18 protein-coding genes, 1 tRNA gene and 1 riboswitch are annotated in these 18296 nt (G+C 70.2%); of the genes, 15 read left to right on the top strand and 4 right to left on the bottom strand.

Annotated features, from left to right (window positions below):
- The 10 genes from ACWCOV_RS14540 to ACWCOV_RS14495 form a co-directional block, all read left to right on the top strand.
- The coding region (locus tag ACWCOV_RS14540) for an NUDIX hydrolase (protein ID WP_449829712.1) at positions 1 to 584 on the top strand (584 nt) is incomplete at its 5' end.
- A gap of 88 nt (positions 585 to 672) precedes the next feature.
- Positions 673 to 3309, top strand: a complete 2637-nt coding sequence (locus ACWCOV_RS14535; protein ID WP_449829711.1) for a beta-N-acetylglucosaminidase domain-containing protein — start codon at positions 673 to 675, stop codon at positions 3307 to 3309.
- A gap of 36 nt (positions 3310 to 3345) precedes the next feature.
- Positions 3346 to 3981, top strand: a complete 636-nt coding sequence (locus tag ACWCOV_RS14530) for a GNAT family N-acetyltransferase (RefSeq protein WP_449829710.1) — start codon at positions 3346 to 3348, stop codon at positions 3979 to 3981.
- Positions 3982 to 3986: 5 nt separating this feature from the next.
- A riboswitch (ZMP/ZTP riboswitch) is annotated at positions 3987 to 4075 on the top strand.
- A gap of 30 nt (positions 4076 to 4105) precedes the next feature.
- Positions 4106 to 4939: a bifunctional 5,10-methylenetetrahydrofolate dehydrogenase/5,10-methenyltetrahydrofolate cyclohydrolase gene (locus tag ACWCOV_RS14525; protein WP_449829709.1), complete on the top strand. Its 834-nt coding sequence runs from the start codon at positions 4106 to 4108 to the stop codon at positions 4937 to 4939.
- A gap of 516 nt (positions 4940 to 5455) precedes the next feature.
- Complete coding sequence (gene aroH / locus ACWCOV_RS14520; protein ID WP_360521563.1) at positions 5456 to 5824, top strand: chorismate mutase; 369 nt, start codon at positions 5456 to 5458, stop codon at positions 5822 to 5824.
- Between the two features lie 7 nt (positions 5825 to 5831).
- The gene (locus ACWCOV_RS14515; protein WP_449829708.1) at positions 5832 to 6896 is read left to right on the top strand and encodes a prephenate dehydrogenase; all 1065 of its coding nucleotides are present in this window, start codon (positions 5832 to 5834) and stop codon (positions 6894 to 6896) included.
- A 39-nt stretch (positions 6897 to 6935) separates the two neighbouring features.
- The gene (gene cmk, locus ACWCOV_RS14510) at positions 6936 to 7622 is read left to right on the top strand and encodes a (d)CMP kinase (protein WP_449829707.1); all 687 of its coding nucleotides are present in this window, start codon (positions 6936 to 6938) and stop codon (positions 7620 to 7622) included.
- Positions 7619 to 8347: a lysophospholipid acyltransferase family protein gene (locus ACWCOV_RS14505; protein WP_449829706.1), complete on the top strand. Its 729-nt coding sequence runs from the start codon at positions 7619 to 7621 to the stop codon at positions 8345 to 8347. The genes cmk and ACWCOV_RS14505 overlap by 4 nt, the downstream gene beginning before the upstream one ends.
- Complete coding sequence (der, locus tag ACWCOV_RS14500; protein WP_360521551.1) at positions 8340 to 9719, top strand: ribosome biogenesis GTPase Der; 1380 nt, start codon at positions 8340 to 8342, stop codon at positions 9717 to 9719. The genes ACWCOV_RS14505 and der overlap by 8 nt, the downstream gene beginning before the upstream one ends.
- A gap of 70 nt (positions 9720 to 9789) precedes the next feature.
- Positions 9790 to 9863 (top strand) — tRNA-Pro (locus ACWCOV_RS14495).
- Between the two features lie 54 nt (positions 9864 to 9917).
- On the opposite strand, the gene ACWCOV_RS14490 is transcribed toward ACWCOV_RS14495, so the two are convergent.
- Both ACWCOV_RS14490 and ACWCOV_RS14485 read right to left on the bottom strand, forming a co-directional pair.
- The gene (locus ACWCOV_RS14490; RefSeq protein WP_449829705.1) at positions 9918 to 12080 is read right to left on the bottom strand and encodes an MMPL family transporter; all 2163 of its coding nucleotides are present in this window, start codon (positions 12078 to 12080) and stop codon (positions 9918 to 9920) included.
- A 48-nt stretch (positions 12081 to 12128) separates the two neighbouring features.
- Positions 12129 to 12677 carry a TetR/AcrR family transcriptional regulator gene (locus tag ACWCOV_RS14485; protein WP_449829704.1) on the bottom strand — a complete coding sequence of 183 codons (549 nt, stop codon included), beginning with the start codon at positions 12675 to 12677 and terminating at the stop codon, positions 12129 to 12131.
- Between the two features lie 117 nt (positions 12678 to 12794).
- On the opposite strand from ACWCOV_RS14485, the gene ACWCOV_RS14480 reads away from it, so the two are divergent.
- Positions 12795 to 13739: a S1C family serine protease gene (locus ACWCOV_RS14480; RefSeq protein ID WP_449829703.1), complete on the top strand. Its 945-nt coding sequence runs from the start codon at positions 12795 to 12797 to the stop codon at positions 13737 to 13739.
- A 15-nt stretch (positions 13740 to 13754) separates the two neighbouring features.
- The gene (locus ACWCOV_RS14475) at positions 13755 to 14378 is read left to right on the top strand and encodes a tetratricopeptide repeat protein (protein ID WP_449829702.1); all 624 of its coding nucleotides are present in this window, start codon (positions 13755 to 13757) and stop codon (positions 14376 to 14378) included.
- Here ACWCOV_RS14475 and ACWCOV_RS14470 read toward each other — a convergent pair.
- Entirely contained in the window at positions 14367 to 15500 is a 1134-nt protein-coding gene (locus tag ACWCOV_RS14470; RefSeq protein ID WP_449829701.1) for a LuxR C-terminal-related transcriptional regulator, read from the bottom strand. The genes ACWCOV_RS14475 and ACWCOV_RS14470 overlap by 12 nt on opposite strands.
- A gap of 87 nt (positions 15501 to 15587) precedes the next feature.
- Here ACWCOV_RS14470 and ACWCOV_RS14465 point away from each other — a divergent pair, with 87 nt between their 5' ends.
- The 3 genes from ACWCOV_RS14465 to ACWCOV_RS14455 all read left to right on the top strand — a co-directional run bounded on the left by ACWCOV_RS14465 (position 15588) and on the right by ACWCOV_RS14455 (position 17529).
- Positions 15588 to 16076 (top strand): cupin domain-containing protein, encoded by a 489-nt coding sequence (locus ACWCOV_RS14465; RefSeq protein WP_449829700.1) that lies wholly within the window; start codon positions 15588 to 15590, stop codon positions 16074 to 16076.
- An 80-nt stretch (positions 16077 to 16156) separates the two neighbouring features.
- Positions 16157 to 17011 carry an alpha/beta fold hydrolase gene (locus ACWCOV_RS14460; protein ID WP_449829699.1) on the top strand — a complete coding sequence of 285 codons (855 nt, stop codon included), beginning with the start codon at positions 16157 to 16159 and terminating at the stop codon, positions 17009 to 17011.
- Positions 17008 to 17529, top strand: coding sequence for a CGNR zinc finger domain-containing protein (locus tag ACWCOV_RS14455; RefSeq protein WP_449829698.1), 522 nt, complete (start codon positions 17008 to 17010; stop codon positions 17527 to 17529). Before ACWCOV_RS14460 ends, ACWCOV_RS14455 begins: the two co-directional genes overlap by 4 nt.
- Positions 17530 to 17535: 6 nt before the next feature.
- On the opposite strand, the gene ACWCOV_RS14450 is transcribed toward ACWCOV_RS14455, so the two are convergent.
- Positions 17536 to 18195, bottom strand: coding sequence for an MBL fold metallo-hydrolase (locus tag ACWCOV_RS14450; protein ID WP_449829697.1), 660 nt, complete (start codon positions 18193 to 18195; stop codon positions 17536 to 17538).
- Positions 18196 to 18296 lie beyond the last annotated feature (101 nt).

Below are 18296 nucleotides of genomic sequence, written 5' to 3'. Positions count from 1 at the left end.
TACGACAGCGCCTTGGTCTTCTGGCACGCCTGCTCGCGGAAGGTGGCGTCCGTGATCTGGAGGAGCGGGCTGGGTTCAACGGGTTCTTGACGGTCAACCAGCGGCGGTATCGGTTGCCGGACGGCCGGGAGGTGGACTGGGATGTGTTCGGGCCCAAGACGGCTTCGGGGATCGCCTCCGGGATCACGGTGCTGCCGTTGACGCCGGAGGGGAAGGTCGTGACGATCCGGATCTTTCGGCCGGGGCCGGATCAGGTGGTCACCAATCTGCCGGGCGGGCTGGTGGAGCCGGGTGAGGATCCGGCCGTGGCCGGCGTGCGGGAGCTCGAGGAGGAGACCGGGTACACCTGCGAGTCGTTCGAGCTCGTCAGCTGGAACTGGTCGGCGGCGTCCTCGGTCTACCGCAAGTACGTCGGCATCGCGCGCGGCTGCCGTCCGGACGGCACGCAGGCGCTGGACGAGTTCGAGGACTGTGTCCCGGTCGAGCTCACCGTGTCCGAGTTCCGCGCCGAGCTGCGCACCTCCGGAGCGATGACCGGCATCGACGCCGCCTACCTGGCCCTCGACCACGCCGGCCTTCTTTGACTGAAACTGGTCACGCCAGACGCTTGACGAACAGGTCTGCGCACTGAGTGGATAGGGGGAGCAAACGCCTTCCGCCCGAGGAGTTGCCATGCGCCGGTTCGTCCTCCCCGCACTCCTGCTGCTCGCCGCCCAGACCCTGTCCGTTCCGGCCGCGTCGGCCGACGTCGCGAAAGGGGCGCCGCCGGTGTCTCCTGAGCCTCAGCAGACCACCAGCCGCCCCGACGGCTTCGCCCTCGGCCGCACTGTCGGCCTGATGCGCGGACCGACCACTGATCCGGACGCCGAGCGCGTCGTCCGCGAGACGCTCGAGCGGGCCGGCGTACGGACGGTCCAGGATCAGCCGGCGGCGGTGACCATCTGGCTGGGCGGGAACGAGCAGGTGCTGCGGCAACTGAACGTGGAGCCCGCCAAGGGTCTGCCCGCTGAGGGCTACGTGCTCGCCGCCGGCCGCAAGAACGTCATACTCGACGGAGTCGACACCGACGGGACGTACTACGCGGCCCGCACGTTCGCACAACTTGTCCAGGGCAACCAGGTGGCCGGGGTCGAGATCCGGGACTGGCCGACGATGCGCTACCGCGGCTCGATCGAGGGCTTCTACGGTACGCCGTGGTCGCACGCGGACCGCCTCGACCACCTCGACTACCTCGGCGCGCACCGGATGAACACCTACGAGTACGCGCCGAAGGACGACCCGTACCACCGCGAGCAGTGGCGCGACCCGTACCCGGCCGACAAGCTGGCCGAGCTCGGCGAACTGGTCGAGCGGGCCCGGAGCAACAAGGTCGACTTCACCTTCGCGCTCTCGCCCGGTCTGTCGATCTGCTACACCTCCGACAGCGACTACCAGGCGCTGATCGCCAAGTTCGAGGCGCTCTACGGGTTGGGCGCTCGGGCGTTCAACGTGCCGCTCGACGACATCGACTACAACACCTGGCACTGCCCGGAGGACCGGGAGAAGTACGGCACCGGCGGCGGAGCGGCCGGGCAGGCGCAGAGCGAGCTGCTGAACCGGATCCAGCGCGAATGGGTCGCCTCGAAGCCGGACCTGGCGCCGCTGCAGATGGTCCCGACCGAGTACTACAACGTGTCGGAGACGCCGTACAAGAAGGCGCTGCGGGAGCAGTTGGACAGCGCGGTCGTCGTGCACTGGACCGGTATCGGCGTCATCCCGCGCACGATCACGACTGCACAAGCGGCCCAGGCCAAGGCGGTGTTCGGGCACGACATCCTGATCTGGGACAACTACCCGGTCAACGACTACCTGGCCGGCCGGATCCCGCTGGCCGACTACAGCGGCCGGGAGCCCGGGATCGCGCAGCACGTCGCCGGCGTGATCTCGAACCCGATGAACCAGGCCGCGGTCAGCAAGCTCGCGCTCTACTCGTTCGCCGAGCTGGGCTGGAACCCGGCCAAGTACGACGAACAGGCCTCCTGGCGCCGGGCGATCGCCGAGCGCGCCGGGGGAGACCGCAACACGATCGCGGCGCTCGAGGTCTTCGCCGACCTGAACACCTACGACTCGACGCTGCACCCGGAGAAGGCGCCGGTGCTGGCCGCCCGGACCGCGACGTTCTGGAAGACCTGGGAAGCCGGGGACCGTGAGGAGGCCATCGAGGCCCTCGCGCCGTACTTCAACGCCATCGAGATGGCGCCCGACCAGCTCAGGCGTGGAGTGCAGGATCCCGCGTTCGCCGAAGAGGCGAAGGCGTGGCTGGATGCGACCGTGCTGTGGGGCCAGGCGCTCCGGCGGTCGCTGCGACTGCTCGACGAAGTGGCCGACGGCAACGGTGCGGCTGCTTGGGCGAGCCGGCAACGGATCGACGCGCTGGTTGCCCAGGCCAAGGAGATCCGGGACGTCCGGCTGCCGCACTCCAACACCTATCCGCGCATCGGTGAGGGCGTCGCCGACGCGTTCCTCGCCGAGGCCGGCCGGGTGCCCGACCAGTGGATGGGGATCGAGCCCGGACGGACGGCGTCCAGCTCACAAGGCACGTACGCCGAGAACACTCCCGACCGCATGGTCGACGGCGACGAGTCGACGTACTTCTGGAGCAACGCCGCCCCGGTGGCCGGGGACGAGATCCGCGTCGACCTCGGGGCCCCACGGTCTGTCGGCGACATCGCCGTACTGATGGGGAAGTCGAGCAGCCCGAACGACTTCATCCACTCCGGCGTCCTCGAGTACTCGACGGACGGCTCCACCTGGACCGAGCTGACCCGGGCGACCACGGCCGAGATCCGCTTCACCGCCGACGTGACCGCTCGCTACGTCCGCTATCGCGCGATTGCCGACAATCCTTCGTTCTGGCTGGTGGTCCGCGAGTTCGCGGTCCAGGTCACCGACGGCTCCGAGTTGGTGCTCACGGCAACCGGCACACCGGCGCCGGCAGCGGGCTCGTCGTTGTCCGATGCCGTCGACCGCGAGGTGAGTACGGCGTACGTCGCGGGCACAGCACCGACGGCGTCGGACGCGCTGACCGTCGAGCTCTCGTCGGCGACATCAGTCGACCGGATCACGGTGCTGCAGGCCGAAGGCGCTGCCGCCGCAGGGCGCATCCAGGTCCGGACGAGTGCCGGCTGGCAGGACGCGGGACCGGTGAAGTCGGCCTACAGCGCGGTGCAGCTGCCGGCCACCACGATCGAAGCGTTCCGGGTCGCGTGGGCGGCCGGCCCCGTACCGCCGCGGGTGCACGAGGTGATCCTGCACCGGGCCGGGAATTAGGTTGCCCACGGTCGCACCGGGCCAGAGGATGGCCCGGTGCTGACCGACCACTGGCCGCTGCGCCGCCTCCGGCTGACCACCGAACGACTCGTCCTCCGCCAGCCCGGTGAGGAAGAGCTCGCGGCGCTGGCTGACGTCGCTGCCGCCGGAGTGCACAAGCCGGGGGAGCGGCCGTTCCTGACCCCGTGGACGGACGCGCCGCCCGCCGAGCGCGCCCGGGGCGTGGTGCAGGGGCATTGGGGTTCGCTGTCCTCGTGGAGTGCGCAGGACTGGGAGCTGGAGCTCGGTGTGTTCCGGGAGGGGACGCCGATCGGGATGGTCGCTCTGCGGGCCCGGGACTTCGCCGTCCTCCGGGAGGTGAAGACGTGGTCCTGGCTCGGCCTGCCGCACCACGCTCAGGGCTTCGGCACCGAGGCGCGCCGTGCCCTGCTGCATCTCGCGTTCGAGGAGTTGGACGCGGTCGCGGCGCTGACGGAGGTGTTCCAGGACAACGCCGGCTCGCAGGGCGTGTCCCGGAAGCTGGGGTACCGGCCGGACGGGATCTCGCGGGATGTGCTGGACGGCAGGGCGGTGGTTTCGGACCGGCTCCGGCTCACCCGGGACAACTGGCAGCCTTCCGGCCGGGTCGAGGTCACCGGGCTGGAGGAGTGCCGGTCCTGGTTCGTCGCGTAGGCTGGACGCCGGACCGCGACTGGCGTTGAGGTGGAGAACCACCGGGGAACGGTCTGCCGGACAACCGGCTGAGCCGCGCGCCTGGGCACCCGACCTGATGTCGACGCCCGAAGGAGCGCGCCGTATGACCAACCTGATGATCGGCACCGACCTGGCCGCCGAGATGGTGGCGAAAGCCGCCGACCGCGCCCGGGACCTGCAGCAGAAGACCGGCGTCCAGCCGTGCCTGGCGACCGTGCTGGTGGGCGACGATCCCGCGTCGGCGACGTACGTCCGGATGAAGCAGAACCGGTGCAAGAAGGCGGGTATCGGGTCCCGCAGCGTCGTACTGCCCGCGGAGACCACGACCGATGAGCTCGTCGCCGAGCTGGAGAAGCTGTCGGGCGATCCGGAGGTGCACGGGATCCTGCTGCAGCACCCGGTGCCGGGACACATCGACGAGCGGGCCGCGTTCGAGGCGATCGACCCGGCCAAGGACGTCGACGGCGTGACCATGCACGCGTTCGCCGCGATGGCGTTCGGCGAGCCCGGGTTCCGGTCCTGCACGCCGGGCGGCATCCTGCGGCTGCTCCAGGCGTACGACGTACCGCTCGCCGGGGCCCACGCGGTCGTCATCGGCCGCAGCCCGATCCTCGGCAAGCCGGCCGGGATGTTGCTGCTGGCATCGAACGCCACCGTCACCTACACGCACTCGCGGACCACGAACCTGCCGGAGATCGTCCGGACCGCGGACATCGTGGTCGCCGCGGTCGGCAAGCCGAACTTCGTCCGCGGCGACTGGCTGAAGCCGGGCGCGGTGGTGGTCGACGCCGGCTACAACGAGGGCAACGTCGGCGACGTCCACTTCGAGGAGGCGGCCGCCGTGGCGAGCCTGGTGACGCCGGTCCCGGGCGGCGTCGGCCCGATGACGATCGCCCTCCTCCTGGAGCAGACCGTCGACGCCGCCGAACGCCTGTAGTCCACATGGTCGGCGGTGCTCCTGGAGAGGACACGGCCTCCGGCCGCTGCTGTTCTTCTGGCCGCCTTCCGCGGCGCGCGGAGTCGAGTCGTGGCCGGCCATCGGAAAAGGTGTTCCGGACACTCGCAGGGACCGGCCTATGGGCTCCGCGCTGAACCTGGGCAGCACCAACCGGCACTGGGCATTCCGGGGATTCCCCTGAAATGCTGCCTTCTCCCCTCGTATGAGAGGGGAGAAGGCAGCATCCGAGGGGAGATCCCCTCGAACGCGGCGGGGGTGCACGACTCGGGTTCGGGTGTCTGCTGTGTGCCGCGGCGGGTCCGCACGCAGCTGTGTGGGTTGTTCCGCGCGGATGGTGTCGGCTCGTGTCAGCGGTTGCGGCTCAGAAGGACTGTTGCCGCCGAAGGCGGTGTTCGTTGCCGAGCGCAGGTCCGGTGGCGCGCAATCCGAGACGCGTGTCCACTCTTTGGCCGGACTGTCCTAGGGTTGGACCTAGACGACTAAGGAGGCGGCAACGTGGCGGTACGGGCGATCCGGGGTGCCACCCAGCTGGAGGTGGACGAGCGCGAGCACCTGCTCGAGCGGTCCGCCGAGCTGGTGAAGGCGGTCCTGGAGGCGAATGATCTGGACCACGAGGACCTGATCAGCATCCTGTTCACCGTCACGCCGGACCTGCGGTCGGAGTTTCCGGCCGTGGCGGGCCGCCAGATCGGGCTGACCGACGTACCGCTGATGTGCATGCAGGAGATCGACGTCCCGCACGCGCTGCCGCGGGTGGTCCGGATGATGGTGCACGCGGAGACGCCGCGGTCCCGGGAGAAGATCCAGCACGTCTACCTGCACGGCGCCGTCGCGCTCCGTCCGGACCTGACTGGCGCCCAGTGAGGGCCTCGTGACCGAGCTGCGCGGGCCGGTCCGGATCGTCGGCGCCGGACTCATCGGCACGTCGATCGGCCTCGCGCTGGGCCGGTTGGGCGTGGTCGTGGAGCTGGTCGACGCCGACCCGGGCAACGCGCTGATGGCCGAGCGGATCGGGGCCGGCTCCCGGCTGGTCCAGATCGAGCCCCAGCTCGTGGTGGTCGCCGTACCGCCGGACCACGTCGGCCGCGTGGTCGCCGAGCAGCTCGAGCAGACCGGCGCGGTCGTCACCGATGCCGCGAGCGTGAAGTCGAAACCGCTCGCCGACGCACGCCGGCTGACGGCAGACCTCAGCCGGTACGTCGGCAGTCACCCGATGGCCGGGTCGGAGAGAAACGGGCCGCTCGCCGCGCGCGCGGACCTGTTCGACGGCGCGACCTGGGCCATCACCCCGCACGAGACCAGCGCGCCGGAGGCGGTCGAGCTGGTACGGCGGCTCGCCGAAGCGTCCGGTGCGCGGACGGTCGAGCTGTCGGTCGAGGACCACGACCTCGCGGTCGCCCGGGTGTCGCACCTGCCGCACCTGATGTCCGCCCTCGCCGCCGGGACGCTCGCGGACGCGCCGGACTCGCACCTGCAGCTGTCCGGGCAGGGCGTCCGCGACGTCACCCGGATCGCGGCCGGCGACCCGAAGCTGTGGACCCAGATCGTGTCCGCCAACTCGTCGGCGCTGACCGGCCTGCTGGAGCAGATCCGCGGCGAGCTCGACCGGGTTCTTGTTGCCCTGGGCAAGGAAGAGGCAGGTGACGAGCTGACCTCGATCCTCGGCCAGGGCGTCTCGGGCGCGGTCCGGGTGCCGGGCAAGCACGGCGCCCCGCACATCGACCTGGTCTCCGTCCTGGTCACCATTCCCGACCGTCCGGGTCAGCTGGCCCGGCTGTTCGCGGACGCCGCCGAGTCCGGCGCGAACGTCGAGGACCTGCGCATCGACCACAGCCCGGGCCGCCCGGTCGGTGAGGTCGAGTTGGCCGTCAAACCCGGTTCGGTCGACCAGTTGGTCGCCGTACTGACGGAGCGTGGCTGGGTCGTGCACCGGTAGGCCACAGCTTTGTCCCCGGCCGCGGGTAATCTCTGGGCCATGATCATCGCTGTGGACGGCCCGAGCGGGTCCGGCAAGTCGAGCACCGCCCGAGGCGTCGCGACCAGACTGGGTCTGCGCTACCTCGACACCGGTGCGACGTACCGCGCGGTGACGTGGTCGGCGCTCGAGCACGACCTCGACCTGGACGACACGGCGGCGGTGGCCGAGCGGGCCCGTGAGCTGCGGCTGGAGGTCAGCACCGACCCCGGCAAGCAGTACGTGATCGCCGACGACGTCGACGTGACGAGCGCTATCCGGGAGCCGCGGATCAGCGAGAGCGTCAGCAAGATCGCCACCAACCTGGACGTCCGCAAGGAGCTGATCCGGCGGCAGCGGGCCATCATCGACGACGCCCAGCCGAGCGGCGGGATCGTGGTCGAGGGCCGCGACATCGCCACCGTGGTCGCCACCGACGCGGAGCTGAAGGTGCACCTGACCGCCGACCAGGACGCCCGGTTGGCGCGGCGCGGGGCCGAGTTGGCGGCCGGCGCGGTCACGGCGGAGCAGTTGCGGGACCAGATCGTCCGGCGGGACGCGGACGACGCGACCGTCTCGCAGTTCCTGGTGGCCTCGGACGGCGCGGTCACCATCGACTCGACGCACCTGTCCCTGGAGGAGGTCGTCGACGTGATCAGCAGACTGGCAAAAGAGGCCGAGGCCGCCCCTCGCGACCGGGACCTATGACAGCTGAGTTGACCGGGCACCTCGAGCTGCCCCGGACCGATGACCTGCCCCGGCTGCCTTATCGGCTCGCGGTGCCGGTCCGCAGGTTCGCCAAGCAGTACTTCCAGCGCAAGTACCGGCTGACTGTCCACCACGAGGACCTGTTCCCGCGGACCGGACCGGTGCTGATGTCGCCGAACCACCTGAGCCTGCTCGACGGTCCGCTGCTGGGCGCGATCGCGCCCCGGATGCTGCACCAGCTCGGCAAGATCGAGGCGTTCGGCGGCCTCCAGGGCCGGATCCTGCGCCGGATCGGCCAGATCCCGGTCGATCGGTCGGCGTACGACGTCCTCGCCATCCGGCAGTCCATCCAGGTGCTGCGCGACGGGCGGGTGCTGAACATTTACCCGGAGGGGACCCGCGGGGCCGGCGACTTCGGCCGGATCCGGACCGGCGTGGCGTACCTGGCGATGGTGACCGGCGCGCCGATCCTGCCGGTCGCGCTGCTCGGGACCAGGCTGCCGCACGGCTCCGTGGAGGCTTTTCCACCGGCCGGGAGCCGGATCGACGTGGTCTATGGCGAGCCCTTCTCGATCGACCGCGTACCCTTTCCCAGGAGGCATTCCGACGTACGGGCGGTTGCCGACCAGATCGGCGACGTGCTGCGGGCTCATGTCAGGGCGGCCGTCGAAGCCACCGGCCACCCGCTCCCGGGCGCGCCAGACGTGAAGGATCCTGATGAGTGACCTGCCCACCGGCTACGACTTTGCCGAGCCCACCCACGAGCGTGAGGACACCGGCCCGCTGCCGGTGCTCGCGATCGTCGGCCGGCCGAACGTGGGCAAGTCCACGCTGGTGAACCGCATCATCGGCCGCCGCGAGGCGGTCGTCGAGGACACCCCGGGCGTCACCCGGGACCGGGTCTCGTACGACGCCAACTGGGCCGGCCGCGGCTTCACGGTCGTCGACACCGGCGGCTGGGACCCGGACGCGGTCGGGATGGCCGCGCTGGTCGCCGCCCAGGCCGAGGTCGCCATCAACGCCGCCGACGCGGTCCTGTTCGTGGTGGACGCCACGGTCGGGATCACCGACGCCGACGAGGCCGTCGTCCGGGTGCTGCGGAAGTCCGGCAAACCGGTCGTGCTGGCCGCCAACAAGGTCGATGACCAGCGGGTCGAGTCCGAGGCGATGAACCTGTGGAGCCTCGGCATCGGCGAGCCGTTCCCGGTGTCGGCGATGCACGGCCGTGGCACCGGCGACATGCTGGACGCCGTACTGGCCGCGCTGCCGGAGGCGCCGCCGGAGCGGGACGCCGAGGCGGGCGGCCCGCGCCGGATCGCGATCGTCGGCAAGCCGAACGTGGGCAAGTCCTCGCTGCTGAACAAGGTCGCCAAGGAGGACCGCGTCGTCGTCAGCGACGTCGCCGGCACCACGGTCGACCCGGTGGACGAGCTGATCACGCTCGGCGGCCAGGAGTGGCGGTTCATCGACACGGCCGGCATCCGGCGGAAGGTGAAGAACGCCAGCGGCCACGAGTACTACGCGTCGCTGCGGACCAACGCGGCGATCGAGCGCGCCGAGGTGGTCGTGGTCGTGATCGACGCCTCCGAGGTGATGTCCGAGCAGGACATCCGGATCATGAACGCGGTCGAGGAGGCCGGCAAGGCGCTGGTGATCGCGTACAACAAGTGGGACCTGGTCGACGAGGACCGGCGCTACTACCTGGAGCGCGAGATCGACCGTGACCTGGTGCAGTTCCGCTGGGCGCCGCGGGTGAACATCAGCGCGCTCACCGGCCGCCACATGGAGAAGCTGGTGCCGGCCATCGAGGCGGCGCTGGAGGGCTGGCAGACCCGCGTCCCGACCGGCCAGCTGAACGCGTTCCTGGGCCGCCTGGTCGCCGCGCACCCGCACCCGGTCCGGTCCGGCAAGCAGCCGAAGATCCTGTTCGGCACCCAGGCCACCACGATGCCGCCGACCTTCGCGATCTTCACCTCCGGCGCGCTGGAACCGTCGTACCAGCGCTTCATCGAACGCCGGCTCCGCGAGGACTTCGGCTTCGTCGGCAGCCCGGTCCACGTCCAGGTCCGGGCCCGCTCCAAGAAGCAAAAGCGCTGACCTGCCCTGGTCAGAACCATCCCGGCCGATGGGGTAAGGTTTACCCCGGTCCGCCTGCGAAGGCGGGTTTCGGGCTGTGGCGCAGTTTGGTAGCGCACCGGTCTGGGGGACCGGGGGTCGCAGGTTCAAGTCCTGTCAGCCCGACCGAAACACGAGGGCCTCGGCATATCGCCGAGGCCCTCGTGCCTTGCGTAGCCGTCAGCTGACGCCGGCGAGCTCCTTCTCGGACGGCTTGTCAGGCGTGCGCAGCGACTCGCCCTCGATATCGACCTTCGGGGTGATCCGGTCCAGCCACTTCGGGAACCACCAGGCGCGGTCGCCGAGGAGGCTCAGCACGGCGGGGACCAGGGTCATGCGGACGATGAACGCGTCGACCAGGACGCCGATCGTGAGGCCGAAGCCGATGGCCTTGATGATCGGGTCGTGCACGAAGATGAAGCCGGCGAAGACGGAGGCCATGATCAGGGCGGCCGCCGTGACGACGCGGGCGCCGTGGCCGAGGCCTTCGACGGTGGCCTCGGTGGCGTGCTTGCCGTGCACGAACTCCTCGCGGACCCGGGACACGATGAAGACCTCGTAGTCCATCGCCAGCCCGAACAGCACGCCCATCATGATGATCGGCAGGAAGCTGACCAGCGGCCCGGGCGAGTCCACGCCCAGCAGCGAGGCGCCCCAGCCCTGCTGGAACACCGCGACCGTGATCCCGAACGTCGCCCCGATCGTCAGCACGAACCCGAGCGTCGCCTTCAACGGCACCAGCAACGACCGGAACGCCAGGAGCAGCAGCAGGAACGACAGCCCGATGACCACCAGCAGGTACGTCGGCAACGCGTCGGACAGCTTGTTGGACACGTCGACCCCGACAGCCGTGTTGCCGGTCACGGAGATGGTCGTGTCGCCGGTGGCGAGGGGCGCGATCGCGGTTCGCAGGTTCTTCACCAGGTCCGCGGTCTCCTCGGTCGCCGGTCCGCTCGCCGGGATCACCTGCAGCAACCGCGTCGTACCGTCGGCGCTCGCGGGACCCGGCTGCGCCGCGACGACATCCGGCAGGCCCTGCGTCTTCGCGAGTACCTGCTGGACGACCGCCTCCGCATTGTTGCTCTTGACGACGACCACGAGCGGGCCGTTGGCGCCCGGCCCGAAGGCGGCGGCAGTGAGGTCGTACGCGACCCGCTGGTTGGTCCCGGCCGCCGCTGAGGCGCCGTCCGGCAACGCCAGCCGCATGTCCTGCACCGGGATCGACAGCACCCCGAGACCGATGATGCCGAGAGCAACGATCGGTACCCGGAAGCGCGTGGTGAACCGGCCCCACCGGAACCCGAACCCTTCGGCCGCCGGGGCGGTCGGCGCCTTCCGCAGCTTCCGCGGCAGCACCCGCTTGCCCACGAACCCGAGCAACGCCGGCAGCAGCGTCAACGCCACCAGTACGGCGGTCAGCACGGTCGCCGCAGCCGCAAGTCCCATCGCGGTCAGGAACGGCACGCCGACCACGCTGAGCCCGGCCAGCGCGATCACGACGGTCGCACCGGCGAACAGCACCGCCGACCCCGCGGTCGCGGTGGCGCGGCCGACCGACTCCTCCTCGTCCATACCCTCGGCAAGCTGGGTCCGGTGCCGTGAGCTGATGAACAGCGCATAGTCGATCCCGACCGCGAGCCCCAGCATCAGCGCCAGGATCGGCGCCGTCGACGACACGTCGGTGAACGCGGTGACCAGGAACAGGCCGGCCATGCCGGCCAGCACGCCGAGCAGCGCGGTGAGCAGCGTCATGCCGGCAGCCACGAGCGACCCGAACGTGACGACCAGTACGACGGCCGCGACCGCGACCCCGATCACCTCGGTGGCCCCGACCTCGGGGACGCCGCCGACGACCTGGCCACCCGGAACCACCTGAAGATCGCCGGAGCTGAGTCTGCTGAGGCCGTCGTACGCCTCGGTGCTGGCCTTGCTCAGCTCGTCGGCCGGCTTGGCGAACTGGACGCTGATCAGGCCGGTCGCCCCGTCCGGGCTGATCGCCTTGCTGGTGAACGGGTCGACCGCGCCGATCACCTCCGGCACCTTCGCGACCTTGGCGACGGTCGTGCCGACGGCGGCCTTGACGGCCGGGTCGGCGAGCGTCTTGCCCTCGGGCGCCTTCACCACCACGGTCGCGGAGGCGCCGCTCGCCGCGGGGAGCTCGGTCTTCAGGGCGTCGAGCGCGCGCTGCGACTCGGTGCCCGGGATCGAGAACGTGTTGGTCGTCTTGCCGCCGAGGGTCAGCGCGCCGACCCCGAGCAGGACGAGGAAGACCGCCCAGACGGCGGCGACGAGCCGCCGGCGCTGGTAGGAGAACCGGCCGAGCCGGTACAGCAGATTGGCCATCGGGAAGGTGCGTCCGTTTCGTGTGCAGGGGAGGTTGCTGTGCAGGGGTCAGGCGCGCTTGAGCAGCCGCCGCAGCGCGAGGTCGCAGAGTTGGCGGAGCTCGTCGTCGGTGCGCTCGCCGGGATGCCGGCACTCGCCGAGCAGGCCGTTGATCGCGAAGCCGGCCAGGTCGCGTTCCAGCTGGTCGTCGCTGCCGGCCAGGTACTCGGTCAGCTTGATGCCGTCGGCGATCAGCCCGGCGAACTCGGGGTGCTGGTCGATCACCGGCAGGATGTCCTGGATCACGTCGATGACGCCGCGGTGGACGACCGCGAGGTCGGTGAACTGCCGGATCGCGACCTCCTGGGCCTCGGCCCGGGGCAACTGGTCGACGGTCCTGATCAGCGCGGCGAGGTCGGCGGCGGCCGGCTCGAGGACGGCGGCCAGCACGGCGGGCTTGCCGTTGAAGTGATAGAGCACCGTCGCCTTCGAGCAGCCGGCCGCGGTCGCGATGTCCTGCAGCGACGTCGCGTTGTAGCCCTTGGCCTGGAACAGGTCCATCGCCTGCCGCACGATCTCGTGCCTGGTCCGCTCCCGGGCGGGGGTGGTGACTGCCATGTCAGCAAGCTTCCCTGACCGATCGGCCAGTTTTCAACCGATCGGTCAGGATTGTGGCCTGCCTCACCGGGAGCACCGCCTTTGCTTGCGGCGTAATGTTGTAATTCGGGAGGCGAGATGGCTGAGGAGACTGCTGGGGACGACGTACTGGACGCTTACTCCCGGGTCGTCTCGGGTGTGGCGCAGCACTTGATCCCGCGGGTGGCGAGCCTGCGGATCGCGAGCCGGCGGGGTGACTCGTCGGGGTCCGGAGTGGTGCTGACCGAGGACGGCCACCTGCTCACCAACGCCCACGTGGTCGGCGGCGCCGAGCAGGCGACGGCCGAGTTCGCGGACGGTACGGCGGCGCAGGCCCGGGTGATCGGAGTCGACCGGCTGTCCGACCTCGCCGTACTGCGGTCCGACCGGGACATCCCGGATCCGCCGGAGTACGGGGACGCGGACCAGCTCAAGGTCGGGAACCTGGTGGTTGCGGTCGGCAACCCGCTGGGCCTGGCCGGGAGCGTGACGGCCGGCGTGGTCAGCGCGCTCGGGCGGTCGCTGCCGGTGCGGACCGGCAACGCGACCCGGGTGATCGAGGACGTGATCCAGACCGACGCGGCGCTGAACCCGGGCAACTCCGGCGGAGCGCTTGCCGACGGCAACGGGCGGGTGATCGGCATCAACACCGCGGTGGCCGGGATCGGCCTCGGCCTCGCGGTCCCGATGAACCGGACCACCCGGCGAATCATCTACTCGCTGCTGCATGACGGGCGGGTGCGTCGCGCGTACCTCGGACTGGTGACGACGCCGGCACCGTTGCGTCCACAGCTCGCCGAGCGCTTCGAGCAGCGCACCGCGCTCCGCGTGGTCGAGGTGATCGCCGGCAGCCCCGCCGCACAGGCCGGTCTCCGCCAAGGCGATCTCGTGCTGGCGGTTGACGGCGTACCGCTGCGGGACGCCCAGTCGCTGCAGCGTCAACTGTTCGAGGACGCGATCAACCGCCGTACCGAGATCACCGCGATCCGCAACGGCGCGTTGGTCGACGTGGTCGCACTTCCGGCGGAGTTGACCGACAGGTAGCCCTAGGATCGGCGAGTGGACGAACGGGTGAGGCTGGCGGGGGAGCTGTACGAGCGCGCGATCTTCAACGGTGAGGCCGGCGTTTGGTCGCGGGCCGATCGGGAGTTGGACGCGGCCGAGGCTGAACTCGTGCTGGCGCGGGGGAAGGTGCTGCACGGGCGGTTCCTGGAGAACCGGGTCGAGGATCCGCGGGAGCTGGAGCTGTTCGAGCGAGCGTTGGCGCTCTACAACGCAGTGGGTGACGAGCGCGGCCAGGGCGAGGCGTTCTTCTGGATCGGCTGCTTCCACCAGGTTGTCCGCGACGACAGCGAGCCCGCCGTCTCGGCGCTGACCCTCTCGCGTGAGCTGGCGCGCAAGAGCGGCGACGATCTGACCTTGTCCTACGCCCTCCGCCATCTGGGCGTCGCCGCTCACGTGGCAGGCAACGCGGACGAGGCCCGCGCGCTGCTCGAGGAGTCGACGGCGTTGCGCCGTACCCTCGGCTTCACTGCAGGTGTGGCGGCAAATCTTGTTGGCCTGATCTACCTGTCGAGTGGCGACGAGGCGCGGAAGCTGGCCGACGAAGCTGCTGCGCTCGCGAGCTCGGTCGGTGCCGCGGCAATCAGCAAGCAGATCGACGAGGCCCGCTCACGGCTGTAGCGGGCCGCCGCGGAGGGGCTGGCCGGTCTGGGCGCGCTGCTCGTTGTCGCGGACCCGCGGCTCGTAGTGGGCGAAGAAGATCTTGCCGACCAGGTCGCGGCGGCTGCGGACGCCGGTCTTGGCGAAGATGCTCTTCAGGTGCTCCTGGACGGTGTACGCCGAGACGACCAGACGCTCGGCGATGTCGGTGGTGGAGTCGCCCTGCAGCACCAGCCGGGTCACTTCCTGCTCGCGCTCGGTCAGCCCGTACGCCGCCATCAGCAGGGGAGCGATGCGGCCGGGATGGGCCGGCTCGACGATCACGGCGACGCGGCGGGAGGTCGACGAGACCAGCGAGGTCCCGTGCAGGACGACCCAGCGGCCGGAGCGGGACATGACTCGCGACACCGCGACCTCGCCAGCGTCGGGGAAGGCCGCCGTACGCAGGGCCTGGCCGGCGACCGCCAGTACGGCGGACGGCAGCCGCCCACTGTTCCAGTCGCCGTCGGGCAGCTCATGCAGCCAGCGCTCGACACCGGGAGTCGCCGACTCGATCTCCCAGTCGGCGGTGACGACGATCAGACCGGGCGCATCCACGCCCTCCGGGTCGGTGGCCTCGCCGAGGAACAGCGCGTTGCGCGCCCCGGCGGCGAGGACTGGTGCGACGGTCCGGATGAACGCCTGGTCCTCGTCGTCGAAGACCGGCTGCCCCGGTTCGCGGTAGAGGCCGAGCGCGCCCCACACCTGGCCCGACTTCGTCCGCAGGCCGGCGATCAGCTCCTGGTCACCGCCCATCGTCATGTTCTGGTGCCAGCGCGGGCTGCTGGCCGGGTCGCCACCGGTGGCCTCGTGCAGGGTCGCGATGCCGCGGTCGGACCTGGCGACGTCCGCGAGCTTGTTGACGTCGTCCTCGTAGTACTCCTGGGCGAGCCACTCCGGCGGCAACTCCGGCATGCCCTCGTTGAAGTGGCTGGTGACCAGCAGTGACGCCGGGTCGAGCGTGTACCAGCAGGGGGCTTGGTAGTACGGGACGGCGGGCCGCAGCGCCTCGGCCGACTCGCGCCAGAACGTGACGAGGTCGAGCCCCTCGCGTGTCAGACCCGCGATCCGGTCGCTCGCACGCTGCTTCGCGTACCCGCTCACAGCTCCAAGGTACGGCGGCCGGGCCGATGCGCGGGATACCAGATTTCTGGAATGGGCAGCGGCCGGTCGCGTTCCTAGCGTCGAGGCATGACACAAGTACGGGTGATCGGGCCGTCGGACGGCCTGACGACGAGAGACCAGCAAGGGACCTGGGCCGACCGGTACCTGATCGACAGCGTGGACACCGGTGGTCAGTTCTCGCTCGTCGAGCACACCGTGGGGCCGCACGTGCTCGCGGCGCCGCTGCACATGCACACCCGGGAGGACGAGTACAGCTTCGTCCTCGAGGGCCGGCTGGGCGTGTTGCTGGGCGACCAGGAGGTGTTCGCCGGGCCGGGGACGCTCGTCTACAAGCCCCGCAACCAGTGGCACACGTTCTGGAACGCAGGCGACGTGCCGCTCCGGCTGCTTGAGATGATCTCGCCCGGCGGGATCGAGGCGCTGTTCCGCAAACTGGCCGAGCCCGGGGGCGAGTACGACCCCGAGACGCTCCCGGCGCTGGCCGCGAGCTACGGGTGCGAGGTCGACTTCGAGCGCACGATGCCGATCGTGGAGCGGCACGGCCTGGCCTTCTAGCCACGGTTTGCTTCTCAGGGCCCTGGGTAACCGGTGTTGGCATCCAATACGGTTACTTTGGAGTGGTTCCTGTGCAACGCGTGGCCAAGACACGACACCTGTACCGGGAGGTGGACGGGCTCAAGGTGCACTACCGCGAGGCGGGTACGCCGGGCTCGACCGCCGTACTCCTGCTGCACGGCTTCCCGACCTCGTCGTACTCGTTCCGTGACGTGGTGCCCGCGCTGGGGGAGCACGTGTACACGATCGCGCCGGACCTGCCGGGATCCGGGTTCTCGGACGCGCCACCGCAGTACACCTTCGAGTGCCTGTCGTCGGTGATCGAGGCTTTGGTCGCGGACCTGGGTGTCGAGCGCTACGTGCTCTACGTGACGGACTTCGCGACGCCTGTGGGGTACCTGATGGCCATGCGTGCCCCAGAGCGGGTGCTTGGCCTCGTGGTGCAGAACGGGAACACGCACGAGGCCGGGCTGAACGAGGGGTGGGACACGGCCCGTCGGTTCTGGGCGGACCCGAGTGAGGAGAACAAGGCGGCGTTGCCGGACTGGCTGAACTTCCCGGGGACGCGGGACCAGTACCTCGCCGGACTGCCGGCGGAAGTGCAGGAACTGCACCCGCGCGAGTCGTGGCACCTCGACTGGGAGCGGCTGTCGCGACCCGGCGCCACCGACATCCAGTTCCAGCTCTTCTGCGACTACCGCAACCACGTGGCTCGCTTCGCGGAGATCGCCGAGTACCACAAGCGGTATCAACCGCCATGCCTGGTGCTATGGGGACGGCATGACACGTTCTTCGACCTGGCGGAGGTGATGGCCTACCACCAGGAGATGTCAACCCTCGATATCCACGTCTACGACGCTGGGCACTTGATGCTGGAGACGCACGCTCCGGAGGTCGCGGCGCTGCTCATCACCTTTGTTGCTGATGTTCGATGACTACCTTCACCGATGACCACTTCATCGCCGGTGACGTTGCCTTGGACTTCGCCAACACCGTCTACCGGCGCATCCCTGAGCTCGGCCCCGACCTACTCGAGAGCGGGGAAGACCTCGCTGGCTGGTTCGCCCACGCCGGGCTGCTGTCAGCACCAGTCGCCGACGGCCGGTTACTGCCCCGAGCCCGGAGCTTGCGGGGACTGCTCTGGGCACTCCTCGACGCACAGGCCAGCGGCCACGACCTACCTCCCGAGGTCCTGACCGGTTTGATGGATCTCGCGCGCGAGGACGTCTCCGTGGCCGCGAACGGCGTGATCGCCCCACAATCCATGCAGGGTGCGCTCGCCGCCATCGCACTACACGGTGTCAAGCTGGCGCTGAGCCCACCGCCCCGACCGGTTCGCACCTGCGACCGCTGCGGCTGGTTCTTCCTCTCCCGCGGCCGCCGCCGCTGGTGCAGCATGAAAACCTGCGGCAACCAGTCCAAAGCCGCCCGCTACCGAGCGACCCATCACTGACGCTCGTCACCAGCCGCGGGCGCGCCATTCTGGGAGGCTGGGGCGTTCCTTGCCGAGGGTGGTGTCGCCGCCGTGGCCGGGGTAGACCCAGGTTTCGTCGGGGAGGGCGTTGAAAAGCTTGGCCTCGACATCGTTGATCAGTGTGGTGAACCGCTCGGCGTCGCCCTGGGTGTTGCCGACACCGCCGGGGAACAGCGAGTCGCCGGTGAACAGGTGCGGTGCGCCGGCCGGGTCGTCGTACAGCAGGGCGATCGAGCCCGGGGTGTGGCCGACCAGGTGGATGACCCGCAGCGAGCACTGGCCGACCGGGATGGTGGCGTTCTCGTCCACGAGCTCGTCGGTGGGTACGTCGATGCCCTCGGCGTCGTACCGGCCGGCCACCGTGGTCGCGTTGGTCCGGGCCACCACCTCGGCGAGCGCCTGCCAGTGGTCCTGGTGCCGGTGCGTGGTGACGACCCGCTCGAGCCCGCCGTCGCCGATCAGCCTGAGCAGCGTCGGGGCGTCGTTGGCCGCGTCGATCAGCACCTGCTCGTCGGTACGGCGGCAGCGCAGCAGGTACGCGTTGTTGTCCATCGGCCCGACAGCGACCTTGGTGATCATCAGCTCGGCCAGCTCGTGGGTCTGCACCGGCCCGCCCACCTTGACGTTGCCGTGGTACTCCGCCATCAGCCCTCCTGGGTATCGGTCCTCCCGCCCGATCCTTGCATCAATCGCCGGCCGGGTCATGTCCGGCCGGTTTGCCACAACCACGGTCCGCGGTCGAATAT

This window comes from Kribbella sp. NPDC002412, from assembly GCF_053592935.1.
This window is presented reverse-complemented; position numbering and strand designations above follow the sequence as displayed.

Bases quoted from the DNA above. Each gene is read 5' to 3' on its own strand.
- ACWCOV_RS14480 (WP_449829703.1), top strand. From the start codon at position 12,795: ATGGCTGAGGAGACTGCTGGGGACGACGTACTGGACGCTTACTCCCGG.
- ACWCOV_RS14485 (WP_449829704.1), bottom strand. From the start codon at position 12,677: ATGGCAGTCACCACCCCCGCCCGGGAGCGGACCAGGCACGAGATCGTG.
- ACWCOV_RS14465 (WP_449829700.1), top strand. From the start codon at position 15,588: ATGACACAAGTACGGGTGATCGGGCCGTCGGACGGCCTGACGACGAGA.
- der (WP_360521551.1), top strand. From the start codon at position 8,340: ATGAGTGACCTGCCCACCGGCTACGACTTTGCCGAGCCCACCCACGAG.
- ACWCOV_RS14455 (WP_449829698.1), top strand. From the start codon at position 17,008: ATGACTACCTTCACCGATGACCACTTCATCGCCGGTGACGTTGCCTTG.
- ACWCOV_RS14525 (WP_449829709.1), top strand. From the start codon at position 4,106: ATGACCAACCTGATGATCGGCACCGACCTGGCCGCCGAGATGGTGGCG.
- ACWCOV_RS14535 (WP_449829711.1), top strand. From the start codon at position 673: ATGCGCCGGTTCGTCCTCCCCGCACTCCTGCTGCTCGCCGCCCAGACC.
- ACWCOV_RS14505 (WP_449829706.1), top strand. From the start codon at position 7,619: ATGACAGCTGAGTTGACCGGGCACCTCGAGCTGCCCCGGACCGATGAC.
- ACWCOV_RS14490 (WP_449829705.1), bottom strand. From the start codon at position 12,080: ATGGCCAATCTGCTGTACCGGCTCGGCCGGTTCTCCTACCAGCGCCGG.
- ACWCOV_RS14450 (WP_449829697.1), bottom strand. From the start codon at position 18,195: ATGGCGGAGTACCACGGCAACGTCAAGGTGGGCGGGCCGGTGCAGACC.
- cmk (WP_449829707.1), top strand. From the start codon at position 6,936: ATGATCATCGCTGTGGACGGCCCGAGCGGGTCCGGCAAGTCGAGCACC.